The 21,378-nt window shown below is 64.7% G+C and carries 23 protein-coding genes; 18 read left to right on the top strand and 5 right to left on the bottom strand.

The window, feature by feature from the left end:
- The first annotated feature begins 338 nt into the window (after positions 1-338).
- The 4 genes from ltrA to ACGLHR_RS01350 all read left to right on the top strand — a co-directional run bounded on the left by ltrA (position 339) and on the right by ACGLHR_RS01350 (position 4,881).
- Positions 339-2,042, top strand: coding sequence for a group II intron reverse transcriptase/maturase (gene ltrA, locus ACGLHR_RS01335; RefSeq protein WP_400091434.1), 1,704 nt, complete (start codon positions 339-341; stop codon positions 2,040-2,042).
- 198 nt (positions 2,043-2,240) lie between these two features.
- Complete coding sequence (gene secB, locus ACGLHR_RS01340) at positions 2,241-2,759, top strand: protein-export chaperone SecB (RefSeq protein WP_267605373.1); 519 nt, start codon at positions 2,241-2,243, stop codon at positions 2,757-2,759.
- 105 nt (positions 2,760-2,864) lie between these two features.
- Positions 2,865-3,881 (top strand): NAD(P)H-dependent glycerol-3-phosphate dehydrogenase, encoded by a 1,017-nt coding sequence (locus tag ACGLHR_RS01345; RefSeq protein ID WP_400091436.1) that lies wholly within the window; start codon positions 2,865-2,867, stop codon positions 3,879-3,881.
- A gap of 7 nt (positions 3,882-3,888) precedes the next feature.
- The gene (locus ACGLHR_RS01350) at positions 3,889-4,881 is read left to right on the top strand and encodes a Bug family tripartite tricarboxylate transporter substrate binding protein (RefSeq protein ID WP_400091492.1); all 993 of its coding nucleotides are present in this window, start codon (positions 3,889-3,891) and stop codon (positions 4,879-4,881) included.
- A gap of 18 nt (positions 4,882-4,899) precedes the next feature.
- Here ACGLHR_RS01350 and trmL read toward each other — a convergent pair whose 3' ends face one another.
- Positions 4,900-5,370, bottom strand: a complete 471-nt coding sequence (trmL, locus tag ACGLHR_RS01355; RefSeq protein WP_400091437.1) for a tRNA (uridine(34)/cytosine(34)/5-carboxymethylaminomethyluridine(34)-2'-O)-methyltransferase TrmL — start codon at positions 5,368-5,370, stop codon at positions 4,900-4,902.
- Between the two features lie 105 nt (positions 5,371-5,475).
- Positions 5,476-6,417 (bottom strand): phosphoribosyltransferase family protein, encoded by a 942-nt coding sequence (locus tag ACGLHR_RS01360; protein WP_400091439.1) that lies wholly within the window; start codon positions 6,415-6,417, stop codon positions 5,476-5,478.
- Here ACGLHR_RS01360 and ACGLHR_RS01365 point away from each other — a divergent pair.
- From ACGLHR_RS01365 to ACGLHR_RS01400, 8 genes are all read left to right on the top strand, one after another.
- Positions 6,340-7,356, top strand: a complete 1,017-nt coding sequence (locus tag ACGLHR_RS01365; RefSeq protein WP_400091440.1) for a methyltransferase domain-containing protein — start codon at positions 6,340-6,342, stop codon at positions 7,354-7,356. The two genes, ACGLHR_RS01360 and ACGLHR_RS01365, sit on opposite strands and share 78 nt — an antisense overlap.
- A gap of 265 nt (positions 7,357-7,621) precedes the next feature.
- Positions 7,622-8,131, top strand: a complete 510-nt coding sequence (locus ACGLHR_RS01370) for a DUF2244 domain-containing protein (protein ID WP_400091493.1) — start codon at positions 7,622-7,624, stop codon at positions 8,129-8,131.
- A gap of 58 nt (positions 8,132-8,189) precedes the next feature.
- Complete coding sequence (gene coxB, locus ACGLHR_RS01375) at positions 8,190-9,452, top strand: cytochrome c oxidase subunit II (RefSeq protein WP_318231609.1); 1,263 nt, start codon at positions 8,190-8,192, stop codon at positions 9,450-9,452.
- 23 nt (positions 9,453-9,475) lie between these two features.
- Positions 9,476-11,080, top strand: a complete 1,605-nt coding sequence (gene ctaD / locus ACGLHR_RS01380; protein ID WP_400091441.1) for a cytochrome c oxidase subunit I — start codon at positions 9,476-9,478, stop codon at positions 11,078-11,080.
- A gap of 77 nt (positions 11,081-11,157) precedes the next feature.
- Complete coding sequence (locus ACGLHR_RS01385; protein WP_006159470.1) at positions 11,158-11,289, top strand: cytochrome oxidase small assembly protein; 132 nt, start codon at positions 11,158-11,160, stop codon at positions 11,287-11,289.
- Positions 11,290-11,306: 17 nt separating this feature from the next.
- Entirely contained in the window at positions 11,307-11,921 is a 615-nt protein-coding gene (locus tag ACGLHR_RS01390) for a cytochrome c oxidase assembly protein (protein ID WP_267605383.1), read from the top strand.
- A 34-nt stretch (positions 11,922-11,955) separates the two neighbouring features.
- On the top strand, positions 11,956-12,168 hold the full coding sequence (locus ACGLHR_RS01395) for a DUF2970 domain-containing protein (protein WP_035861042.1): 213 nt from the start codon (positions 11,956-11,958) through the stop codon (positions 12,166-12,168).
- Positions 12,169-12,305: 137 nt separating this feature from the next.
- Complete coding sequence (locus tag ACGLHR_RS01400) at positions 12,306-13,166, top strand: cytochrome c oxidase subunit 3 (protein WP_400091444.1); 861 nt, start codon at positions 12,306-12,308, stop codon at positions 13,164-13,166.
- Positions 13,167-13,341: 175 nt separating this feature from the next.
- Here the strand turns inward: ACGLHR_RS01400 and ACGLHR_RS01405 are convergent, their stop codons facing one another.
- The gene (locus ACGLHR_RS01405) at positions 13,342-13,551 is read right to left on the bottom strand and encodes a twin transmembrane helix small protein (RefSeq protein ID WP_006159466.1); all 210 of its coding nucleotides are present in this window, start codon (positions 13,549-13,551) and stop codon (positions 13,342-13,344) included.
- 78 nt (positions 13,552-13,629) lie between these two features.
- Here ACGLHR_RS01405 and ACGLHR_RS01410 point away from each other — a divergent pair, with 78 nt between their 5' ends.
- From ACGLHR_RS01410 to ACGLHR_RS01430, 5 genes are all read left to right on the top strand, one after another.
- Positions 13,630-14,391 (top strand): SURF1 family protein, encoded by a 762-nt coding sequence (locus ACGLHR_RS01410; RefSeq protein ID WP_400091446.1) that lies wholly within the window; start codon positions 13,630-13,632, stop codon positions 14,389-14,391.
- A gap of 98 nt (positions 14,392-14,489) precedes the next feature.
- Complete coding sequence (locus ACGLHR_RS01415) at positions 14,490-15,146, top strand: SCO family protein (protein ID WP_400091448.1); 657 nt, start codon at positions 14,490-14,492, stop codon at positions 15,144-15,146.
- Positions 15,147-15,153: 7 nt separating this feature from the next.
- The gene (locus ACGLHR_RS01420; protein ID WP_400091449.1) at positions 15,154-16,257 is read left to right on the top strand and encodes a heme A synthase; all 1,104 of its coding nucleotides are present in this window, start codon (positions 15,154-15,156) and stop codon (positions 16,255-16,257) included.
- Positions 16,254-17,189, top strand: a complete 936-nt coding sequence (gene cyoE, locus ACGLHR_RS01425) for a heme o synthase (protein ID WP_318231604.1) — start codon at positions 16,254-16,256, stop codon at positions 17,187-17,189. Before ACGLHR_RS01420 ends, cyoE begins: the two co-directional genes overlap by 4 nt.
- 147 nt (positions 17,190-17,336) lie before the next feature.
- Positions 17,337-17,963 (top strand): SCO family protein, encoded by a 627-nt coding sequence (locus ACGLHR_RS01430; RefSeq protein ID WP_267605391.1) that lies wholly within the window; start codon positions 17,337-17,339, stop codon positions 17,961-17,963.
- Positions 17,964-18,062: 99 nt separating this feature from the next.
- On the opposite strand, the gene rpoH is transcribed toward ACGLHR_RS01430, so the two are convergent.
- Positions 18,063-18,959 (bottom strand): RNA polymerase sigma factor RpoH, encoded by an 897-nt coding sequence (gene rpoH, locus ACGLHR_RS01435; protein ID WP_006159460.1) that lies wholly within the window; start codon positions 18,957-18,959, stop codon positions 18,063-18,065.
- A gap of 411 nt (positions 18,960-19,370) precedes the next feature.
- On the opposite strand from rpoH, the gene ACGLHR_RS01440 reads away from it, so the two are divergent.
- On the top strand, positions 19,371-20,246 hold the full coding sequence (locus tag ACGLHR_RS01440; RefSeq protein ID WP_400091453.1) for a pirin family protein: 876 nt from the start codon (positions 19,371-19,373) through the stop codon (positions 20,244-20,246).
- Between the two features lie 28 nt (positions 20,247-20,274).
- Here the strand turns inward: ACGLHR_RS01440 and ybiB are convergent, their stop codons facing one another.
- A complete protein-coding gene (gene ybiB, locus ACGLHR_RS01445) occupies positions 20,275-21,294 on the bottom strand; it encodes a DNA-binding protein YbiB (protein WP_400091454.1) in 1,020 nt (339 codons plus the stop codon).
- Between the last annotated feature and the right edge of the window lie 84 nt (positions 21,295-21,378).

The following is a 21,378-nucleotide window of genomic DNA, read 5'->3' on the forward strand; positions in this document are numbered from 1 at the left end:
GGAGAGGCGGGTCCTAACCCAGTCTTGTAACGTGTAGGGAACGTGGTAAGCCCGTATGGCTGCCGGAGCGCGGTATGGCTCGGGCAGGCGAACCGTAAGGAACGCTGTCGGCTGTGCGGGTATGGGAGGTTGGAGAAAGCGAATGCCGGGCTGTAATGGTCCGGATAGGGGTTGAAACATCATCCCACGCGAAAGCGGGCAGACTTCCAACTGGTCAATCGTCGCAGGACGGCTGGCTAATCTCGCTTGTTTAATTTTTCTTCCCTTGAGGGCAACTGTCCCTCAAGGGGCATGTTGTCTCTCGATGTTGGGGAAGATCCTCAAGATAGGAGAGCAGCATGGAAGCATTTATCCGTAAGGATAAATCTGCGCCCTCCGGCGTTCCGCAAAGCTGGGGTGCCATTAATTGGCGCCGCGTAGAGCGGACCGTTCGAGAGATGCAGATTCGAATTGCGAAGGCGACACAGGAAGGGGATTGGCGTAGGGTGAAAGCTCTACAGAGGTCCCTGACCCGCTCGTTCTCCGCCAAGGCATCGGCGGTCAGGCGAGTGACGGAGAACCGTGGCAGAAAGACAGCAGGTGTTGACCGCGTGCTGTGGGATGAGCCTGAAACCCGGTGGGCAGCTATCGGGCAGTTGAAGCGTCGGGGGTATCGACCGCTGCCGTTAAGGCGGGTCTTTATTCCAAAGGCCAACGGGACGGAACGCCCTCTGGGCATACCGACCATGTTGGACCGAGCCATGCAGGCCCTATACCTGCTGGCATTGGAGCCAGTGTCGGAAGGTAGGAGCGATCCGAATTCGTATGGGTTTCGGATCAACCGCTCGACCCACGATGCTATGGCCCAGTTGTTCGTCAACCTGTCCAGGAAGGTTTCGGCCTCTTGGATACTGGAGGCGGATATCAAAGGCTGCTTTGACAACATCGATCACAAGTGGCTGGAGCGTAACGTCCCGATGGACAAAGCGATCCTGCGTAAGTGGTTGAAAGCTGGCGTGGTGTTTCAAGGCCAGTTTCAGGCGACCGATGCTGGAACGCCGCAGGGAGGCATCATTTCCCCGACGTTGGCGAATGTGGCGCTGAACGGTTTGGAGCGCGACCTGACGGAGTCCCTAAGGACAAAGTTTGGTGTTAACCAAGTTCGGAAGCTGAAGGTGAATGTCGTGCGGTATGCGGACGACTTCGTGATCACCGGCAGTACGTCGGAGGTTTTGGAACACGAAGTGAAGCCGTGGGTGGAAAAGTTCCTTGCACTGCGGGGGCTGACACTATCTACGGAGAAAACGCGGATCGTCAACATCGCCACAGGTTTCGACTTTCTCGGGTGGAGTTTCCGGAAGTACTCGGGAACACTGCTCATCAAGCCGAGTAGGAAGAACGTCAACGCGTTCTATGGCAAGGTGAAAGAGATCGTCAGCCGGCACAAGACGGCTAAGCAAGAGACGTTGATTGACTTGCTTAATCCAGTGCTACGAGGTTGGGCGCTTTACCACCAACCGGTAGCCGCCAAGTTGACGTTCACAAGAGTGGAGCACGATGTATTCCGGGCTCTATGGAAGTGGGCAAAACGGCGTCACTCGAGGAAGAGTGCTGAGTGGGTGCGCAAGAAGTACTTTGCATCCGTCGGTACACGGAACTGGGTGTTCGGAACCGCAGTGCGTCAGAAGGATGGTAGTAAGGGCAGGAAGGATTTGTACTCGCTCGCGAGCACGCCGATCCAACGGCACAAGAAAGTTCGAGGGGACTACCATCCCTTTGATCCCGAGCAGGAGTTGTACGGCGAGACCTTGCGTCAGGAGCGATTGCTGAATAGTATGTCGCACCGAAAGCAATGGATTAAGTTGTACATGTCCCAGCGGGGCTTGTGCGCGGTGTGTCAGTGCAAGATGACCAAAGAGACGGGGTGGCATGACCATCACATCGAGCAGCGCGTTCACGGCGGCTCGGATGCTCTAGGAAATCGTGTGCTGCTGCATCCAATCTGTCATGTTCAAGTGCATCACCATGGTGTAACCGTTGTGAAACCGGCCCCCTCGATTTGAGGTGAGGCTTTGAAAAGCTTGAGCCGTATGCGGGGAAACTCGCACGTACGGTTCTTAGGGGGGGACAGATCAGGAATGATCTCGTCCCTACCCTCCCAACCGGGTGCCGACCCGGGCCGTGACCCTGGGCCAATCCCGCCCGCGGTGCCAATGTCCCGTACGCCTGGCCCCCAACGCCCATTTTTCCGGAAGCCTTTCATGAGCGACCAGCAGAACAATCAGCAGGAAGACCAGCCGTTCTTCAACATCCAGCGTGTGTACCTGAAGGACATGTCGCTCGAACAGCCGAATTCCCCCGGCATCTTCCTCGAGACCGAAGCGCCGGCCGTGGAAGTGCAGGTGAACGTGGGCGCCTCGCAACTGCAGGAAGGCATCTTCGAGGTCGTGGTGACCGGTACCGTGACCACCAAGGTGCAGGACAAGGTTGCGTTCCTGGTGGAAGCCCATCAGGCCGGCATCTTCGATATCCGCAACGTGCCGGTGGAGCAGCTCGACCCGCTGCTGGGCATTGCCTGCCCGACCATTCTCTACCCGTACCTGCGCGGCAATATCGCCGACGTGATCACCCGCGCCGGCTTCCAGGCCATCCACCTGTCGGAAATCAACTTCCAGGCACTGTACGAACAGCGCCTGCAGGCCGCGATGGAAGAAGCTGAAGCCGTGCAAGGCGGCAACAGCGGCATCGTGATGCCCGATGGCAGCCAGGCTCGTCACTGATCCTGCTGTAGTCAGCTGCAAAGACGGGGCCTCGGCCCCGTTTTGTCTTTCCGGCCCGCGTAGTCGCGACGAATGCGCGGGGCCGAACAAGCGAGGCGAACCGCCATGAAAATCACAGTCTTCGGTGCGGGTGCCTGGGGCACCGCGCTCGCCAGCCATGCCGCCGCGACCCACGATGTGGTGCTGTGGGGGCGGGACGCTGCCCAGCTGGCCGGCATCGGCGCCGACCGCGTCAATGCCACCTACCTGCCCGGCGTGCCGCTGTCCGGGCGGCTCGCGGTGCAGGCCGATTTCGATCGGGCCGCGGCGCATGCCGATGTCGAGCCGGATGGCCTGGTGATCGTCGCCACGCCGGTCTCGGGCCTGCGCGAAATGACGCGCCGGCTGGCTGCGAGCCAGACCGGGGGCTTGCGCATGCTCTGGCTGTGCAAGGGCTTCGAGGCCGGCACCAATGCGTTGCCGCACCAGATGGTGCGCGAAGAGCTCACCGCCGCCGGCCGTCTCGATGACACCAGCTACGGCGTGCTGACCGGCCCCAGTTTTGCCCGTGAAGTGGCGCTGGGCCTGCCCTGCGCGCTCACCGTGGCGGGCACCTCGCCGGCGCTGCCCGAGCTCGCGCAGCAGGCGTTCCATCACCATGCCATGCGCATCTACGGCAGCGACGACCTGGTCGGCGCCGAGGTGGGGGGCGCGGTCAAGAACGTGCTGGCGATTGCCACTGGCGCCAGCGATGGCCTGAGCCTGGGCCTGAACGCGCGCGCCGCGCTGGTGACGCGCGGCCTGGCCGAGATGACCCGGCTCGGCATGGCACTGGGAGGGCGCATCGAAACCTTCATGGGCCTGGCCGGCATGGGCGACCTGATCCTGACCGCTACGGGCGATCTCTCGCGCAATCGCAAGGTCGGCCAGCAGTTGGCCGAGGGCAAGACGCTCGCGCAGATCCTGGCCGAGCTGGGCCACGTTGCCGAAGGCGTGCGCTGTGCGCAGGCCGTGGCGGCGCTGGCCGCGGCCAAGGGCGTCGAGATGCCGATCACGCGCGCGGTATGCGCCGTGCTCTTCGAAGGGCTGCCTGCCGCCGACGCGGTGGCGCGGCTGCTCCAGCGGGATGCGCGCGATGAATGAGTCCATGATGGCGGCCCGGCGCCGCGTCCTGAAAGCCCTTGCCGCCTGCGCCATGCCTGGCGCGGCTGGTGCCGCGCTGGCTTCGCCCGCGTCCGCCCAGCCCTGGCCGGCGCGGCCGATCCGCATGGTGGTGCCGTTCCCGGCCGGGTCTTCGCCTGACCTGATCGCGCGCCTGCTGACCGAGAAGCTGTCCGTGGCGCTCGGCCAACCCGTGGTGGTGGAAAACCGCCCGGGTGCCGGCGGCAATATCGGCACCGGCATGGTGGCCAGAGCCGCCCCGGATGGCTATACCTTGCTGCTGACCATCAATGGCCCGCTGGTCACCGCGCCAACCTTGTCGCGCCATCTCGGCTACGACCCGGTGCGCCAGCTCAGCCCCGTATCGCTGGTGGCAACGTCGCCCAATGTGCTGGTGGTGGATGCCCGCCTGCCGGTGCATGACGTGCGGGAGTTCGTGGCCCTGGCCCGTTCCCGGCCGGGCGTGCTGAACTACGGGTCGGTGGGCAACGGCAGTGCTGCCCACCTGGCCATGGAGCAGCTCAAGGCGGCCGCCGGCATCGACCTGCAGCACATTCCCTATCCGGGGTTCGCGCAGATCACCACCGCCATGGTCGGCGGCCAGGTGCAGGCCGGCTTCATGGTGCCGGCCATTGCCATGCCGCTGGTGACTGCCGGCAAGCTGCGCATCATCGCGGTGACCACCAGCGGGCGCACCAGCCTGCTGCCCGCGGTGCCGACAGTGGCGGAATCCGGCTATCCCGGCTTCGAGGCGATCTCATGGCAAGCGGTGCTGGCCCCGGCTGGCACACCCGCGCCGGTGATCGACCGGCTCTATCGCGAGCTGGTGGCCATCATCGGCAGCGAGGACGTGCGCGCCAAGATGCGCGCCCAGTATTTCGTGCCGGCCGGCACCGCGCCGCAATCGCTGCGCCAGACCATGGCTAGCGAGAAGGTGCGCTGGGACAAGGTGATCCGCGTGGCCGGCGTGCAGCCGGAATAAGGAAGTTCGGCGGCGGCTTCAGGCGCCGCCGGCAAAGCCGTTCTGGCGCCAGGCTTCGAACACCACGACCGCGACGGTATTGGAGAGGTTGAGACTGCGGTTGTCCGGCCGCATCGGCAGCCGGATGCGCTGCGCCGTGGGAAACCACTCGCGCCGCTCCGGCGCCAGCCCGCGCGTTTCCGATCCGAACACAAACCAGTCCCCGGGCAGGAAACTGACCTGGCCGAAGGGCGTCGAGCCATGCGTGGTCAGCGCGAACATGCGGGCCGGGTCGGGTTGTTCGCTTTCCATCAGCGCGTCCCAGTTCTCGTGCACGCGCATGCTGGTGTACTCGTGATAGTCCAGGCCGGCGCGGCGCATGCGCGCATCTTCCAGCGGAAAGCCGAGCGGCTTGACAAGGTGCAGGCGCGCACCGGTGTTGGCGCACAGCCGTATCACATTGCCGGTATTCGGCGGGATCTCGGGTTCGACCAGGACGACATTGAACATGGGGGAGGGGCGGGCCAGGGGCGCCGCAGCCGTGAAACGCTGGGCAGCTTACCCTGCCGGGGGCCGCCTGTCACGCCGGGCCTATGGGGTGCGCTATCGGGTGCGCTACGGGGTGCGCAAGGCAACCACCAGCGTCACGCGTGCCGCGCCGTGGGCTTTCAGGACCCGCGCCGCTTCGCCCAAGGTGGCGCCGCTGGTCATCACATCGTCGACCAGGCCGACATGCTGGCCCGCCACGTCGTTGCCGGGCACGAGGCCAAAGGCATCCTGCAGGTTGGCCTGGCGCGCGGGCAGGTCCGGCGTGGCTTGGGCCGGGGTATCGCGCAGCCTCGCCAGCAGCGTCGGCGCGGCGCGCACGCCCAGCCGGCGCGCCAGCGGCCGGGCGATTTCCCAGGACTGGTTGAAGCCGCGCTCGGCAAGGCGCTGCGCGGACAGCGGGATCGGCGCCAGCACATCGGGCAGGGCCAGGCCGGACGTGCCGGATTCGGCCAGCCAGCGGCGTGCCAGCTCGCCCGCAAGCCAGTCCGCCAGCGGCAGCACGCCGCCGAATTTCAGGGCTAGCACCAGGCCGTCCTGCGGTCTGGCGTAGTCGCCCAGCACCAGCGCGTCGTCGAAAGGCGGCGCCTTGTAGCGGCACTGCGCGCAGAGCGAGGCGGCGCCTGGCCCGGCAATGCGCCCGAGCGGGCGGGCGCAGCAGCGGCAACGCGGCAGCGGCGTCAGCAACTCTTGCGCGCAGCCTGCGCAGACGGTTTCGTCCTGCACAGTGCCGCACAATGCGCAGGCCGCTGGCAGGAGCGTGCGCAGCAAGCGCCGCGCATGATGGCGCAGGGCGCCTTCGCCCGGGTGCGCCAGGCGGTGCAGCAGGGGTGTGGCTGGCGCATGGGGCACGTCCGAGCCATCGGCGGCAGGCCTCGCGGTGGGCGCGTATACTTGCGATCCTGTTGTGGCGCCCGTTGGCGCGCGCACCGTATGCCCGACGGACGCTTCACGCCCGCCGTCATCCACATTCTTAGTTTCTTGCTGCCTGGTTTGACCGTGTCCCTGCATGACGCCGACTCCCCCGATGCCTATTTGCCGCCCACGCGGCTGACCCGCCTCGCCTTCGACCGGCGCAGCGCCGGATTCGGCCAGCTGGACTTCTTGCTGGGCGAGATCGGCCAGCGCATGCAGGAGCGCATGCAGATGATCCGGCTGGCGCCGGTGCGCGCGCTCGATATCGGCTGCGGGCACGGGCGCGGCCTGGCCGCGCTGCGCGCCCAATACCCGGATGCGCAGATCGCTGGCCTGGATATTTCCGGGGCGATGCTGCGCGAGGCCGTGCAGCGCGATCCCCAGCGCCAGTCCGGGTGGCTCGGGCGCCTGCTCGGCAAGCGCCCGACCTTCGACCTGGTGCAGGGCGATCTTGCCACATTGCCCTTCGCGCCGGCCAGCTTCGACCTGTTGTGGTCCAACCTGGCGCTGCACTGGCACCCCGAGCCGCACCGGGTCTTCCCGGAGTGGCACCGGGTCACCCGCGACGAAGGCTTGGTCCTGTTCTCGCTGTTCGGGCCCGATACGCTGGCGCAACTGCGCGCCGCCTTTGCCGAAGTGGATGGCGACACCCATACGCTGCGCTTTGTCGACATGCACGATATCGGGGACATGCTGGTGCACAGCGGCTGGTCCACGCCCGTGATGGACATGGAGACCCTGACGATCACCTATGAGTCGCCACGGACCCTTCTGCGCGAAGTGCAGGCCTTTGGCGGGCTGCGCCTGCCGGCTGCCGCGGGCAAGGGCGGGGGGCTGCGCGGGCGCCGCTGGCACGCGGCGCTGCTGGCCGCGCTGGAGCGCCAGCGCAATGCCGAGGGACTGATCCCGCTCACGTTCGAGATCGTCTACGGCCATGCCTGGAAGCTGGCGCCGCGCGGCAAGCAGGCCGTCGATGAGCTCGGCCACGCCGTGGTTCCACTCGACAAGATCGGGCGCGCGCGGCAACGCAAGTAACGTCCGCGCCGCTGCTGCACGCATCGGCGGCGCAGTCAAGCGGGCTATCGCGAGCACCGTGCCGATGCACAAAAACTTGTCGCGCGCCAGCCCCTTGGCCAAGTAGCGGCCTTGTCCGAGTAGGCGAAGCGCCCTATAATGCGCCAGTTTGTCGCAGTGGTCTCCCTGGCACAATTTGCGCGAAATCGCACTTCAATGGTGCGTCCCAGGCGCAATCGTCCAGGCGTGCATCCAGCGCAGAGTTGTTGGCGATGCAAGGTTGGCGATGCAAGACTTGGGTATCGCACTCCAGACGGCGCAAGACAAATCCGGCGGCGGTTCCGACGGATTTGGCCCGCCGGACAAAGACTGGCTGATGAAGCGGAATTGTTCGCTGTCTCCGCGCCAGGTTGGCTGGTTTTACCTCTCGATCGTCAGTGTTTCGCTCGCCATCGCCTTGTTCTTCGCGTGGCGAGGGTCATGGCTCGTGCTTCCCTTTGCCGGGCTGGAACTGCTCGGGCTGGGCATTGCCCTGCTGGTGCATGGGCGGCATGCGTCGGACTACGAGCGCGTCAGCCTAGTCGACGGCAGGCTGGTAGTGGTTTCGGTCAGTGCAGGGCAGCTGACACGGCATGAATTCAACCCGCTGTGGGTGCGGGTCGAACCGGGTGAATCATTACGGGCGCTGGTGTTGCTGCGCTCGGGCAAGAGCGCTGTGCGGGTGGGGTGTTTTCTGGACCCGTACAAGCGGCGAAAGTTCGCGCAGGAGCTCGCATCGGCTTTACGTTCTCTCTGAGAGGCAGCGGAGGTCCGGCGAGTGACAGATTTGAATCTGTAAATTGGGTAGATAACAAATGAAAATGTGGAAGAAGGCATCCGCAGCGTGTCTGGTGGGAGCGTCCTTGCTCACTAGCCATGCAGCCCTGGCAGTGGAAGACATGCCAGGCGGCCCCGCCGTGCGTCAGCTCAATCTGACCGAGCCGGTCACCAAGATCGCCGAGCAGATTCACTGGCTGAACTGGATGATGCTGATCATGTGCACCGTGATCTTCATCGGCGTGTTCGGGGTGATGTTCTACTCCGTGTTCAAGCACCGCAAGTCCAAGGGCGCGAAGTCGGCCTCCTTCCACGAAAGCATCACCGTCGAGGTGATCTGGACCATCATCCCGTTCCTGATCGTCATCGGCATGGCGCTGCCCGCCACCAAGACGGTCGTGGCGATGAAGGACACCACCAACGCCGACATCACCATCAAGGCCACTGGTTACCAGTGGAAGTGGGGCTACGACTACCTGAAGGGCGACGGCGAAGGCATCTCCTTCGTGTCCACCCTGACCACCCCGCGCGAGCAGATCAACAACGAGGCCCCCAAGTCGAACACCTACCTGATGGAGGTGGACAACGAGATGGTGGTGCCCGTGAACAAGAAGGTCCGCATGGTGCTGACGGCCAACGACGTCATCCATGCCTGGATGATCCCGGCCTTCGGCGTCAAGCAGGACGCCATCCCCGGCTTCGTGCGCGACACCTGGTTCAAGGCCGAGAAGATTGGCGTGTACCGTGGCCAGTGCGCCGAGCTGTGCGGCAAGGAACACGCCTTCATGCCGATCGTCGTGCGCGTCGTCTCCGACGCCGACTACGCCAAGTGGGTCGACGGCAAGAAGAAGGAACTCGCCGCCAAGGCGGACGACCCCAACAAGACCTGGACCCTGGACGAGCTCAAGGTTCGCGGCGAAAAGGTCTACACCGCCAACTGCGCGGTCTGCCACCAGCCTAACGGCAAGGGCGGCGGCGCCTTCCCGGCTCTCGACGGTTCCAAGATCGTCAACGGCCCGGATGCCGGCCAGATGCATATCCTGCTGGAAGGCAAGGGTGCCATGCCGGTGTGGAAGCACCTCTCCGATACCGAACTCGCTGCCGTCATGACCTACACCCGCAACAGCTGGGGTAACAAGACGGGTGAAGTGATTCAACCGAGCGATTTCGTGAACGCGCGTGCCGGCAAGTTCCGCGAAGGCGGCGGCGCACCCGGCGCTGGCGGCGACGCCGCGCCCAAGACGGAAGACAAGCCCGCTGCCAAGCAGGCCAGCGCCGCGGGTGACCGCGCCGCAGGTTGAACAGGATTTCAGGAGTTTTCGCGATGAGTACTGCTACCCCGGACGCGCTCGCCCACCCGCACGACCACGCGCATGACGATCACCACGATCAACCGCATGGCTGGCGCCGTTGGCTGTTTGCCACCAACCACAAGGACATCGGTACGCTGTACCTGCTGTTCTCGTTCACCATGCTGCTGTCTGGCGGCGCGCTGGCACTGCTGATCCGTCTCGAGCTGTTCGAGCCGGGCCTGCAGTTCTTCCGCCCGGAACTGTTCAACCAGTTCACCACCATGCACGGCCTGATCATGGTGTTCGGCGCGATCATGCCGGCCTTCGTCGGCTTCGCCAACTGGATGATCCCGCTGCAGATCGGCGCATCCGACATGGCGTTCGCGCGGATGAACAACTTCAGCTTCTGGCTGATGCCCCCGGCAGCGCTGCTGCTGGTGCTGTCGTTCTTCGCACCGGGTGGCGCCACCGCCGCCGGCTGGACCCTGTACGCGCCGCTGTCGGTGCAAATGGGCCCCGGCATGGACATGGCGATCTTCGCCATGCACATCATGGGCGCGTCGTCGATCATGGGCTCGATCAACATCATCGTCACGGTGCTCAATATGCGCGCACCTGGCATGACGCTGATGAAGATGCCGATGTTCTGCTGGACCTGGCTGATCACCGCCTACCTGCTGATCGCCGTGATGCCCGTGCTCGCTGGCGCCATCACCATGGTGCTGACCGACCGTCACTTCGGCACGAGCTTCTTCTCGGCGGCCGGCGGCGGCGACCCGGTGATGTACCAGCACATCTTCTGGTTCTTCGGCCACCCCGAGGTCTACATCATGATCTTGCCGGCGTTCGGGATCGTCTCGCACGTCGTGCCGACCTTCGCCCGCAAGCGCCTGTTTGGCTATAGCTCGATGGTCTACGCGACCGCCTCGATCGCCATCCTGTCGTTCATCGTGTGGGCTCACCACATGTTCACGACCGGCATGCCCGTGACCGGCCAGCTGTTCTTCATGTACGCCACCATGCTGATCGCGGTGCCCACGGCCGTGAAGATCTTCAACTGGATCGCTACCATGTGGCGCGGCTCGATGACCTTCGAGACCCCGATGCTGTTCGCGATCGGCTTCATCTTCGTGTTCACCATCGGCGGCTTCACCGGCCTGATGCCGGCGGTTGCCCCGATCGACATCCAGTTGCAGGACACCTACTTCATCGTGGCCCACTTCCACTATGTGCTGGTGGCTGGCTCGCTGTTCGCGATGTTCTCGGGCTACTACTACTGGGGTCCGAAGTGGAGCGGTTTCATGTACAACGAAACCCGCGGCCAGATCCACTTCTGGGGTTCGATGATTTTCTTCAACATCACCTTCTTCCCGATGCACTTCCTGGGTCTGGCCGGCATGCCGCGTCGCTATGCCGACTACCCGACCCAGTTCGCGGATTTCAACGCGATTGCGTCGATCGGCGCACTGGGCTTTGGCCTGATGCAGGTGTATTTCTTCTTCTTCGTGGTGCTGCCGTCCTATCGTGGCGGCAAGGTAGCCGGGGACAAGCCTTGGGATGGCGCCGAGGGCCTGGAATGGACCGTGCCGTCGCCGGCCCCGTTCCACACCTTTGAAGTGCCGCCGCAAGTCAGGTAAGCCGCAGTCAGGTAAGCCGCAATAGACACGGAAGGATGGGCAGTGCCCGTCCTTCCGCGTCACGCAAGCAAGGTGTTATGCAGGATCCAAACAAAAGTCCATCGCAGGCAGACCGCAAGGCCTCCAATCGTCGTCTCGGCCTGATCCTTTTCTCGATCGTGATGGTTTTCTTTTTGGGTTTCTTCGCCAAGATGATCTTTCTCGGCTGAAGCTGCAGGGTATTGAGATGAGCGTGAACCAGCAGTCAAGCAATGCCACCGACAAGAAGTTCAACCGCGGGATGATGCTGCGGCTGTTGGTGGTGGTGGCGTTGATGTTCTCGTTTGGCTATGCGCTGGTGCCGCTGTACAAGAAGATCTGCGAGATCACCGGGCTGAACGTGGTGACCACGCGGGACCTGTACGGTGGCCAGGTCAAGAACACGCAGGTGGACAAGACCCGCACGATCACGGTCGAGTTCGACTCCAACGCGCGCGGGCCCTTTGCCTTCCGTCCGGTGAAGAGCAGCATGGAAGTGCACCCGGGCGAGATGACCACCATCGTCTACGAAGTGGCGAACGGCCAGGCACGCGATATCTCGGCGCAGGCCATCCCGAGCTACCTGCCCAAGCTGGCCACGCAGTATTTCAAGAAGATCGAGTGCTTCTGCTTCAAGGAGCAGACACTGAAGGCCAAGGAAGCACGCGAGATGCCGGTGGTGTTCGTGATCGATCCGGACCTGCCGAAAGACGTGAAGAACATTACGCTGTCCTATACCTTCTTCGAGATCGGGTCGCCGGTGGCGCAAGCGCCGCAAGGTCCGCTCGACGCGCAGCCGGCCGGTGCGGGCAAGGGCATTTGAATTTGCAGTTGTAGTGGTTGTTGGGGGGTAAGCCGTGGATGAGATGAAGGACGCGGTCAAGCGCAAGCTGTCATTTGCGCAAACCCTGCGCGCGGTGTTCTGGTCGTTTATCGGCCTGCGCAAGGGGAGCGAGCACGAGCGCGACATGGCACAGCTCAACCCGGTCCATGTGATCATTGCCGGCCTGATCGGGGTAGCCATTCTGATCGCGGTGCTGATCACGGTCGTGCGTGTGGTGGTAGGGTGAGGCCACGCAGCGCAACGTACAGGGCAGGGTAGGAACAAGTAAAAAGAGCAGGGCAAAAGCATGCCGCCGGCCTTCGTCAGGGCTGGATGTGCGGATAACGATTACTGAATCAGAGACTCTGAGCTGGAGAAAAAAGAATGAGTGCGAACCGCGCAAACGCTCCGTACTACTTCGTACCGGGCCCCTCGCGCCATCCGATCACGGCTAGCTTTGGCTTGCTGCTGACGGCTGGGGGTGCTGCTGGCTGGGTAAACGGGCAGACCTGGGGGCCGTACCTGTGCGGACTGGGCCTGCTGTGGTTCCTGTTCGTGCTCAAGAGCTGGTTCGGCGAGGCGATCAACGAATCCGAGACGGGCAAGTACGGCAAGAACATCGACCTGTCGTTCCGCTGGTCGATGGGCTGGTTCATCTTCTCCGAAGTGATGTTCTTCGCAGCGTTCTTCGGCGCGCTGTTCTACGCCCGAAACATCGCCATGCCCTGGCTGGGCGACCTGAACAACAAGATCCTGTGGCCCGACTTCGCCGCCGTATGGCCGAACCTCGGACCGGCGGGGGTCGTGGAAAGCTTCCAGACCATGGGTCCGTGGCCGATCCCCACGATCAACACCGCCTTGCTGCTGATGTCCGGCCTGACGCTGACCTGGGCGCACCATGCGCTGCTGGCCAACAAGCGCAGCCAGCTGATCCAGGGCCTGGTGCTGACCATCCTGCTGGGCGCGATCTTCATGTGCTTCCAGGTGTATGAGTACCATCATGCATATTCGGAGCTGAACCTCAAGCTGACCTCGGGCATCTACGGTTCCACCTTCTTCCTGCTGACCGGCTTCCACGGTTTCCACGTGACGCTCGGCGCGATCATGCTGACGGTGGTGCTTGTGCGCGTGCTCAAGGGCCAGCTGACGCCTGACCATCACTTCGCATTCGAAGGCGCCGCCTGGTACTGGCACTTCGTCGACGTGGTGTGGCTGTTCCTCTACATCGTGGTGTACTGGCTGTAAGACACCCGATCGCAGTGCCCGCCGGCCACGCCGGCGGCGTCGCGGGGGAGGTTCCTCCTCTGCTCGCGGGGAACAACAAAAAAACAAGCGCCGCAGGGGAAGTAGCCAGCCTGCGGCGCTTGTTTTTTGTAGTTCGATCCTGGCGTAGCCAAGGGGCGCCGGAAGCGCGCCAGCTTCAGGGCGCCATGCGGATGCCCGTGCTCTGTATCCACCCCATCCAGTGCGAGAACAGGATGAAGACGAACAGGGCCACCGAGAAGCCGACCCGGAACATCAGCGAGCGCATCATGTTTGGCGTCCTGCCGCGGTCGCGCATCATGAAGAACAGGGCGGAGGCCAGGCTACCGATGATGAGGAAGAACGCGATGAGGATGACGATACGCATGGAGGGCCCGCAAGCGCGGGGTCTGCTAGGGATGAAGTGCCATTATCGCATCGGCGCGCGTGGCAACGCCCTCGGGAAATGCCGGGGAGGCCGCACGTGAAGCTTTGGCGCGCACTGAGCCCGCTGCCCACCATCGCCGCGCTGGTGGTGATCGCCGTCACCTGTGCCCTGGGCAACTGGCAGCTCAACCGGGCCCATGAAAAAGTGGCGCGGGCCGCGCGCCTCGAGGCGCTGGCAGCTCAGCCGCCGCTGGAGATAGGGCGCAGCCTGGTGGATGGGGCGGTGGCGGAGCGGCGCGTGCACGTGCGCGGCCGCTTCGATGCAGCGCATACGGTTTTGCTGGACAATCGCCCCCACGGCAACGGGACCGATAGCCGTGCCGGCTTCATGGTGCTCACGCCGCTGCGGGTTGCAGGGGGCGATGCTTCCGCCCCGGCGGTGTTGGTGCTACGCGGCTGGCTGCCCCGCGATGCGCAGGATCGCACACATATCGCGCCATTCCCGACCCCGGAAGGCGAGGTGGAACTGGACGGCACCGCGCTGGCGACCGTGCCGAGGGTCTTCAGCCTTGGCCAGGGCGCGGATGCCGAGGCCGGCCAGAAGATCCGCCAGAATGTGGATCTCGCCGCCTACGCCAGGGAACTCGGCGTGCCCCTGCAACCCTTTGTGCTGGAACAGCGCAACGACAACGGCGACGGGCTGGCGCGCGACTGGGCGCCAGCGGACATCGGCGCAGATCGCCACTATGGCTATGCCTTCCAGTGGTTCGGGCTGGCCGCGCTGACCCTGGTGCTGCTGGTGGCGCTGAGCTGGCGGCGCGCCGCCCGCATGGCGGCTTGAGCAAGCCCGCAGGCGGCCCCGGCAGCACCCACGAACCACAGCGACGTGTTGCGCTCAGATGAGCGCAACCGCCCCTAACGACAGACAGACGAAACGCTATGCAACAACCAGATCCCGCTTCGGCCCAGGCCGCCCGCGCCGCGCCGCAAGACCCGCGCATCGACGCCCGCACCCGCCGCGGCCGCATCCAGATGCTGCTGCTCCTGCTGGTGTGCGCTTCGCCCGTCATCGCTTCCTACCTGACGTACTACGTGTTCAAGCCGGCGGGCGGCTCCACCAACTACGGCACGCTCATCGATCCGCAGCGCCCCATGCCTGCGATACAGATCGCCAACGAGCGCGCGGAGTCCGTGCCGCTGGATAGTTTCAAGGGCAAGTGGCTGCTGGTGACCGCGGATGGCGCGGCGTGCGACGAAGCCTGCACCAAGAAGCTGTTCACCATCCGCCAGATCCGCGCGGGGCAGGGGCAGGACCGCGAGCGCATCGTGCCGGTATGGCTGATCAGCGACGACGGCGCTGTCGATTCCCGCCTGTCGGCCGCCTACAACGAGCCGTATGCCGGCGTGCGCTTCCTGCGCGCCAACCGTGAAGCCATGCAGAAATGGCTGCCGGCGCAACCGGGTGCCCGGATCGAGGACAGCCTGTTCCTGGTCGATCCGCTGGGCAACCTGATGATGCGCTTCCCCAAGGAGCCGGACCCCAAGAAGATGAGCTCCGACCTGAAGAAGCTGCTCAAGTACTCTCACATCGGTTGAGGCGCGCATGCTGCTCCAACTCGCCATCATCGGCGTCCTGATCGCGCTGTTCCCCTTGAGCTATGTGCTGGTCAAGGGGGATCGCAACAAGTACCGCAAGCTGGTCTGGATCACCGCCTTCCTGACGCTGGACCTGATCATGTTCGGCAGCTTTACGCGGCTGACCGACTCCGGCCTGGGCTGCCCCGACTGGCCGGGCTGCTATGGCCACTCCAACCCGCATGCGGCGCAGGAGCACATCCGCGCCGCCGAGACGGCCTTGCCCAGTGGGCCGGTGACCATTACCAAGGCGTGGATCGAAATGATCCACCGCTACTTCGCCATGGCGGTCGGCGTGCTGATCATCACGCTGATGGTGCTGGCCTGGGTCAAGCGGCGCGAGCTCAAGCAGTCGCCCTGGTTCGCCACCGGCGTGCTGCTGCTGGTGTGCGTGCAGGGCGCGTTCGGCGCCTTTACGGTCACGCTCAAGCTGCAGCCCATCATCGTGGTCACGCACCTGATGCTCGGCATGAGCCTGCTGGCGGCGTTGATCTGGCTGGGCTCGCGCAACGACCCGCCGCTGCGGGTCGCGCCGCAGGCGGCCGGGCTGCGCTGGCCGGCGCGCATTGCGCTGGCCTTGCTGGTGCTGCAGATCTTCCTGGGCGGCTGGGTGAGCACTAACTATGCGGTGCTGGCATGTACCGACTTTCCGCTGTGCAACGGCCAGCTCGTGCCGGACATGGACTTCCGTCACGGCTTCACGCTGTGGCGCCAGCTCGGCATGACCGCAGACGGCGATTACATTCCACACTCGGCCCTGGTAGCGATCCACTGGGTGCATCGCGGCTTTGCTCTTGTCGTGCTGGCTTTCCTGGCCTGGTTCGGCCTGCAGGCGCGCCGCCTTGGCGGCCTTGCGCGCAGCGCCGGCTGGCTGCTGGGCTTTCTCGCGCTGCAACTGGCCACCGGCCTTTCGAACATCGTGTTCGACTGGCCGCTGGGCGCCGCGGTGGCGCATAACGGCGGCGCGGCGGTCTTGCTGCTGCTCCTGGTTCGCCTCAACTACAATATAGGGCTCGCGGCCCGGTCCGCTGACATCGCTACCGACGTGCCGGCCGCCGCGCGCGCCACATGAAAGACAAGAACTCCTCAGTGGTTACAGCTACCCACACACATCCCCTCGGACGGGTTCGCCACCTGGTCCGCCAATACGCCGCCCTGACCAAGCCGCGGGTGACGCAGCTTGCCGTCTTCTGCGCCATCATCGGCATGTTCCTGGCCACGCCCGGCATGGTGCCGTGGCCGGTGCTGATCGGGGGCGCTGCCGGCATCTGGCTGTTGGCAGGTGCCGCTTTCGCCATTAACTGCCTGGTGGAGCAGAAGGTCGACGCGCTGATGCGCCGCACCGCATGGCGCCCGTCGGCCACCGGCGAGATCACCACCATCCAGACGCTGGTCTTCTCCGCAGTGCTGGGCGGGGCAGGGATGTGGCTGCTGCACGTCTACACCAACGACCTGACCATGTGGCTGACCGTGGCCACCTTCGTCGGCTACGCTGTGGTGTACACCATCCTGCTCAAGCCGGCCACGCCGCAGAACATCGTCATCGGCGGCCTGTCCGGCGCCATGCCGCCGGCGCTCGGCTGGGCGGCGGTCGCGGGCGACCTGCCGGCGGAAGCCTGGTTCCTGGTGCTGATCATCTTTACGTGGACGCCGCCGCACTTCTGGGCCCTGGCCCTGTATCGCCGCGCCGACTACGCCAAATCCGGCCTGCCGATGCTGCCGGTGACGCACGGCGAGCGCTTCACGCTGCTGCACATCCTGCTGTACACGCTGATCATGATCGCGGCCACGCTGCTGCCTTTTGTGTACGGCATGTGCGGCTATATCTACCTGGCGGCCGCGCTGGTCCTGGGGGGCGGTTTCCTGGCCTACTCGTGGAAGATGTATCGCAACTACTCGGACGCGCTGGCGCAACGCACCTTCCGCTTCTCGATCCTGTATCTCTCGCTGTTGTTCGCCGCGCTGCTGGTCGATCACTACTTCAAGTTCCTGCCGCAGGCCTGAGCGGGCCGGGCAGGCTTGCGGCATCTTGTCGCGGCCTGCGCGCGTGGCGGCCCCGATCGGCGATACTGCGTGTCATCTGTTAATGTGACCTTGTCGCGTCCAGCCGCCTGCCGGGCGGTCCGGCCCGTCAACACCACCCGAACTCGCATGCCAAACCGCTTCCCTTCAGCCTTTCTCCCCACCTTCGCGACTTTCCGCCGGTTTTGCCTGCTGGCCCTGTGCTCGCTGCTGCTGGCGGCATGTGGTCAGCAGAAGGCTTCCTTCAAGAACGTCGATATCACCGGCGGCAGTGAGTTCGGCAAGGACTTCGTCCTCACCGACCACAACGGCAAGGTGCGCTCCATTGGCGACTTCAAGGGCAAGGCGGTAGTGATGTTCTTTGGCTATACGCATTGCCCGGACGTGTGCCCGACCACCATGGCCGAGCTCAAGGCGGTGATGGAGCAACTGGGTCCGGACGCCGACAAGGTGCAGGTACTGTTCGTCACGGTGGATCCGGAGCGCGATACGCAGGCTCTGCTGGCGCAGTATGTGCCGGCTTTCGATCCGCGCTTCCTGGGCATGCGCCCGGCCGACGATGCCGCGCTGCAGAAGGTTGCCAAGGACTTCAAGGTGTTCTACGCCAAGGTGCCGGGCACTTCGCCGAACAACTACACCATGGATCACTCGGCGGGCAGCTATGTGTTCGACCCGAGCGGCAAGCTGCGGCTGTTTATCCGCCACGGCCAGGGGCCGGAGCCGATCGTGCACGACCTCAAGCAGCTGCTGTCCTGAGGCGAGCCGCCGGCGCGAAACCGGCGGGAAAAATAAAACAGGGCCGGTCGCGAGACCGGCCCTGTTTATTTCTGGCGCGCTTGAGCTTGAGCTTCAGCCTTAGGCAAAGGCCTGCAGCGCACCCTTCATCTTCTTCATCGCCGCGGTTTCGATCTGGCGGATGCGTTCGGCGGAAACGCCGAATTCGTCAGCCAGTTCATGCAGCGTGGAGCCGCCCGAGCCGTCGTCGTTGACCTGCAGCCAGCGCGCCTCGATGATGCGGCGGCTACGGTCGTCGAGCTTGGACAGCGCTTCTTCCAGGCCTTGCACCTGCAGGCGGTCGTGGCGCTGGGCCTCGATCACGCGGGTCGGCTCGTTGTGGTTGTCGGCCAGGTAGGCGATGGGCGCGAAGTCTTCTTCGCCATCGTCGATCTGCCCTTCGAGCGCCAGGTCGCCGCCCGACAGGCGGGTTTCCATCTCCATCACTTCTTCCGGCTTGACGTTCAGCTCGCGCGCAACCGCGTCGATCTGTTCCGGCGTGAAGGTATGGGCGCCCTGCTTGTGGCTGCGCAGGTTGAAAAACAGCTTGCGCTGGGCCTTGGTGGTAGCCACCTTGACCATGCGCCAGTTCTTCAGCACGTATTCGTGGATCTCGGCCTTGATCCAATGCATGGCGTACGACACCAGCCGCACGCCCTGGTCCGGGTCGAAGCGCTTCACGGCCTTCATCAGGCCGATATTGCCTTCCTGGATCAGGTCTGCGTGGGGCAGGCCATAGCCGAGGTACTGGCGGGCGATGGACACCACCAGGCGCAGGTGCGACAGCACCATGCGGCGCGCCGCATCGACGGAGTCGTGCTCGCGCAACTCGCGCGCGAGCCGCTGCTCTTCCTCGGGGGTAAGCAGGGGAATACGGTGGACAGCCTGGATATAGCTGTCGATATTTCCCAGCGTTCCGGGAAAGGTCAGCGCAAACGTCCCTGCGCCCTGCGGCACCGTAGGCAGACGGTTGGTCATTTGGGTTTGGTCAGCAGATAAGACCGCGTTCACTCGATTGCTCCTTTCGCATTCCGGCGGGTGGGTTGCCCGCGTGCGCGGACCTTTTGGGGGTCTCGCACTGCATTGCAACACATATTAGCACTCAAGCCGGGTGACTGCTAAGTTCGAGTGACAATAGGGTTGATAGTTCCTGGTAATCGAATATTGCTTCTGCATAGTGTTTTAAACCGACATCTTGCGTGATGTGGCGAGGGATGTGGCGAGGCCACTATCTCACGCGGGTGCGCCAACGATCGGACAATGATTAGAGGGCTGCTACTCCTGCCGGTTCTGTCGCCAGATGAGATGCTGTGTTTCGCTAGCAGCTACACTCTTTTCATTTATCTCAGTGGTGCTGCGCGCCAGCATCGACCAAACCGGGGAACATTCATGTCTGCTATCGAACACTTGCTCAAGCCGCATACCCGAGACCTCGGCGACTTTGCCGTGAGCCGCCTGCTGCCCGCCGCGGCAACCCAGACTGTCGGCCCATTCATCTTCTTCGACCACATGGGCCCGGTGGCCATGCCGCCGGGAGAGGGGGCGGATGTCCGCCCGCATCCGCATATCGGCCTGGCCACGGTCACCTACCTGTTCGAGGGCGAGATGCTTCACCACGACAGCCTGGGCAGCAAGCAGGTCATCAGGCCGGGCGACGTGAACTGGATGACGGCGGGCAGGGGCATCGCGCACTCGGAGCGCTCGCCCCAGGCCGCCCGCGATGCCGGGCCACGCCTGCACGGCATCCAGACCTGGGTGGCGCTGCCCAAGGAGCACGAGAACGTCGAGCCGTCCTTCCATCACCATCCGGCGGCGACGCTGCCCAAGCTGGAGCGCCCTGGCGTACGCATGACGGTGATTGCGGGCGATGCGTTTGGCGCCGAGGCGCCGGTGAAGGTGTTTAGCCGCACGCTCTATGTAGCCATTGAGCTCGAGGCGGGCGCCAGCCTGGAGATTCCGGCGGAGCATGCCGAGCGCGGCGTCTACCCGGTGGACGGCACCATCGCGCTGGACGGCGAGGTGCTGCCGGAGCGGCACCTGGCGGTGCTGGTGCCGGGCCAGCCGGTGACGTTGACGGCGCAGGTGGCGTCGCGCGTGATGTTGCTCGGCGGGGACCCGACCGACGGCCATCGCTTTATCTTCTGGAATTTCGTTGCCAGCACCAAGGAGGCGATCGAAGCGGCCTCCCAGCGCTGGGAGGATGACCAGTTCCCGCGAGTGCCGGGGGAAGACGACCGCATCCCCCTGCCCCAGCGCAAGCGCTGACCAGAGGCGCCCGCGCAGCCGGCCCGGCTCAGACCGGGCTGGCCCAGGCTACCCGCGTGCCTTGCTGCAGGCAGTCGCGGATGGCGTCGATCTGCGTGGCGATCGGGGCGGGCACGGGCAGCTTGCCGTCCAGCACGAGGCGGATCCAGGCCGCGGTCTGGTCCACGTCGCTGCCGGGCGGCAACTCCGGCACTTCCACGATGGAGCCGGAAGTCGGGTCGACCAAAGTACGCTGATGCCCGTCGTGCAGCCAGTCGATGCGGCTGTTGCGCCGGGCGTCCGCCACCACCTCGCCTTCGGTGCCGCGCGCCAGCAGCACATTGGCGGGCTCGCGCGAGAAATAGTCGGTCAGGGTTTCGCGGTACTCGGGGTGGGTGTAGCTATACAGCCGCAGCGCCTCGGCCGGGGAGTGCGCGCCCACCGGCTGCAGCATCTTGACCACCGTATGCGCGGAGTTGCGCAAGCCGATCTGCATGCGCTTGTCCAGCATCCGGGCCAGCGCCGGCGACAGCACGTCGATCGGCAGCACGGCCAGCGGGCCGGGCTGGGCGTCCTTGCTGCGCAGCTGGGATTCGGCCTGCGCCACGGAGCCGCAAGGCGCGATGCCCAGCGCCTCGAACAGCGAGATGCTGGTGACGCGCCCGTTGAACTGGCGGGAGCCGTGCACCAGCACAGGTATGCCCTCGCGCGCCAGCAGCAGCGCCAGCAGCGGCACCAGGTTGGGCTGCTTGCGCGCGCCGTTGTAGCTGGGGATGGACACCACGATGCGGTCCGCCGGGCCGGCCAGCGGCAGGCAATGCGCGTGTGCGGCATCGAGCATGCCGGCCAGCTCGTGCGGCGCCTCGCCCTTGATGCGATAGGCCATAAGCACCGCGCCCAGCTCGATATCGGCCACGCGACCCGCCAGCATGGCATCGAACAGCGCCTGGGCGTCTTCGCGCGGCAGCGCACGGGCGCCGTTGACGCCCCGGCCGATTTCCTTGATGTACTTCGCGGCAGCGAAAGCAGGGGCGGCGGGAGGCGCAGGGGAGGTGGGCGTGGTGGTCATGGCGGGTTGGGACTATGTGGTTTGAAGTCCATGATAGCGGAGCGAGCCGGCCGTGCCCATGACAGCCGCAACCCCGGCCCGGCT

The organism is Cupriavidus sp. CuC1 (genome assembly GCF_044627735.1).
Taxonomy (GTDB): Bacteria; Pseudomonadota; Gammaproteobacteria; order Burkholderiales; family Burkholderiaceae; genus Cupriavidus; species Cupriavidus ulmosensis.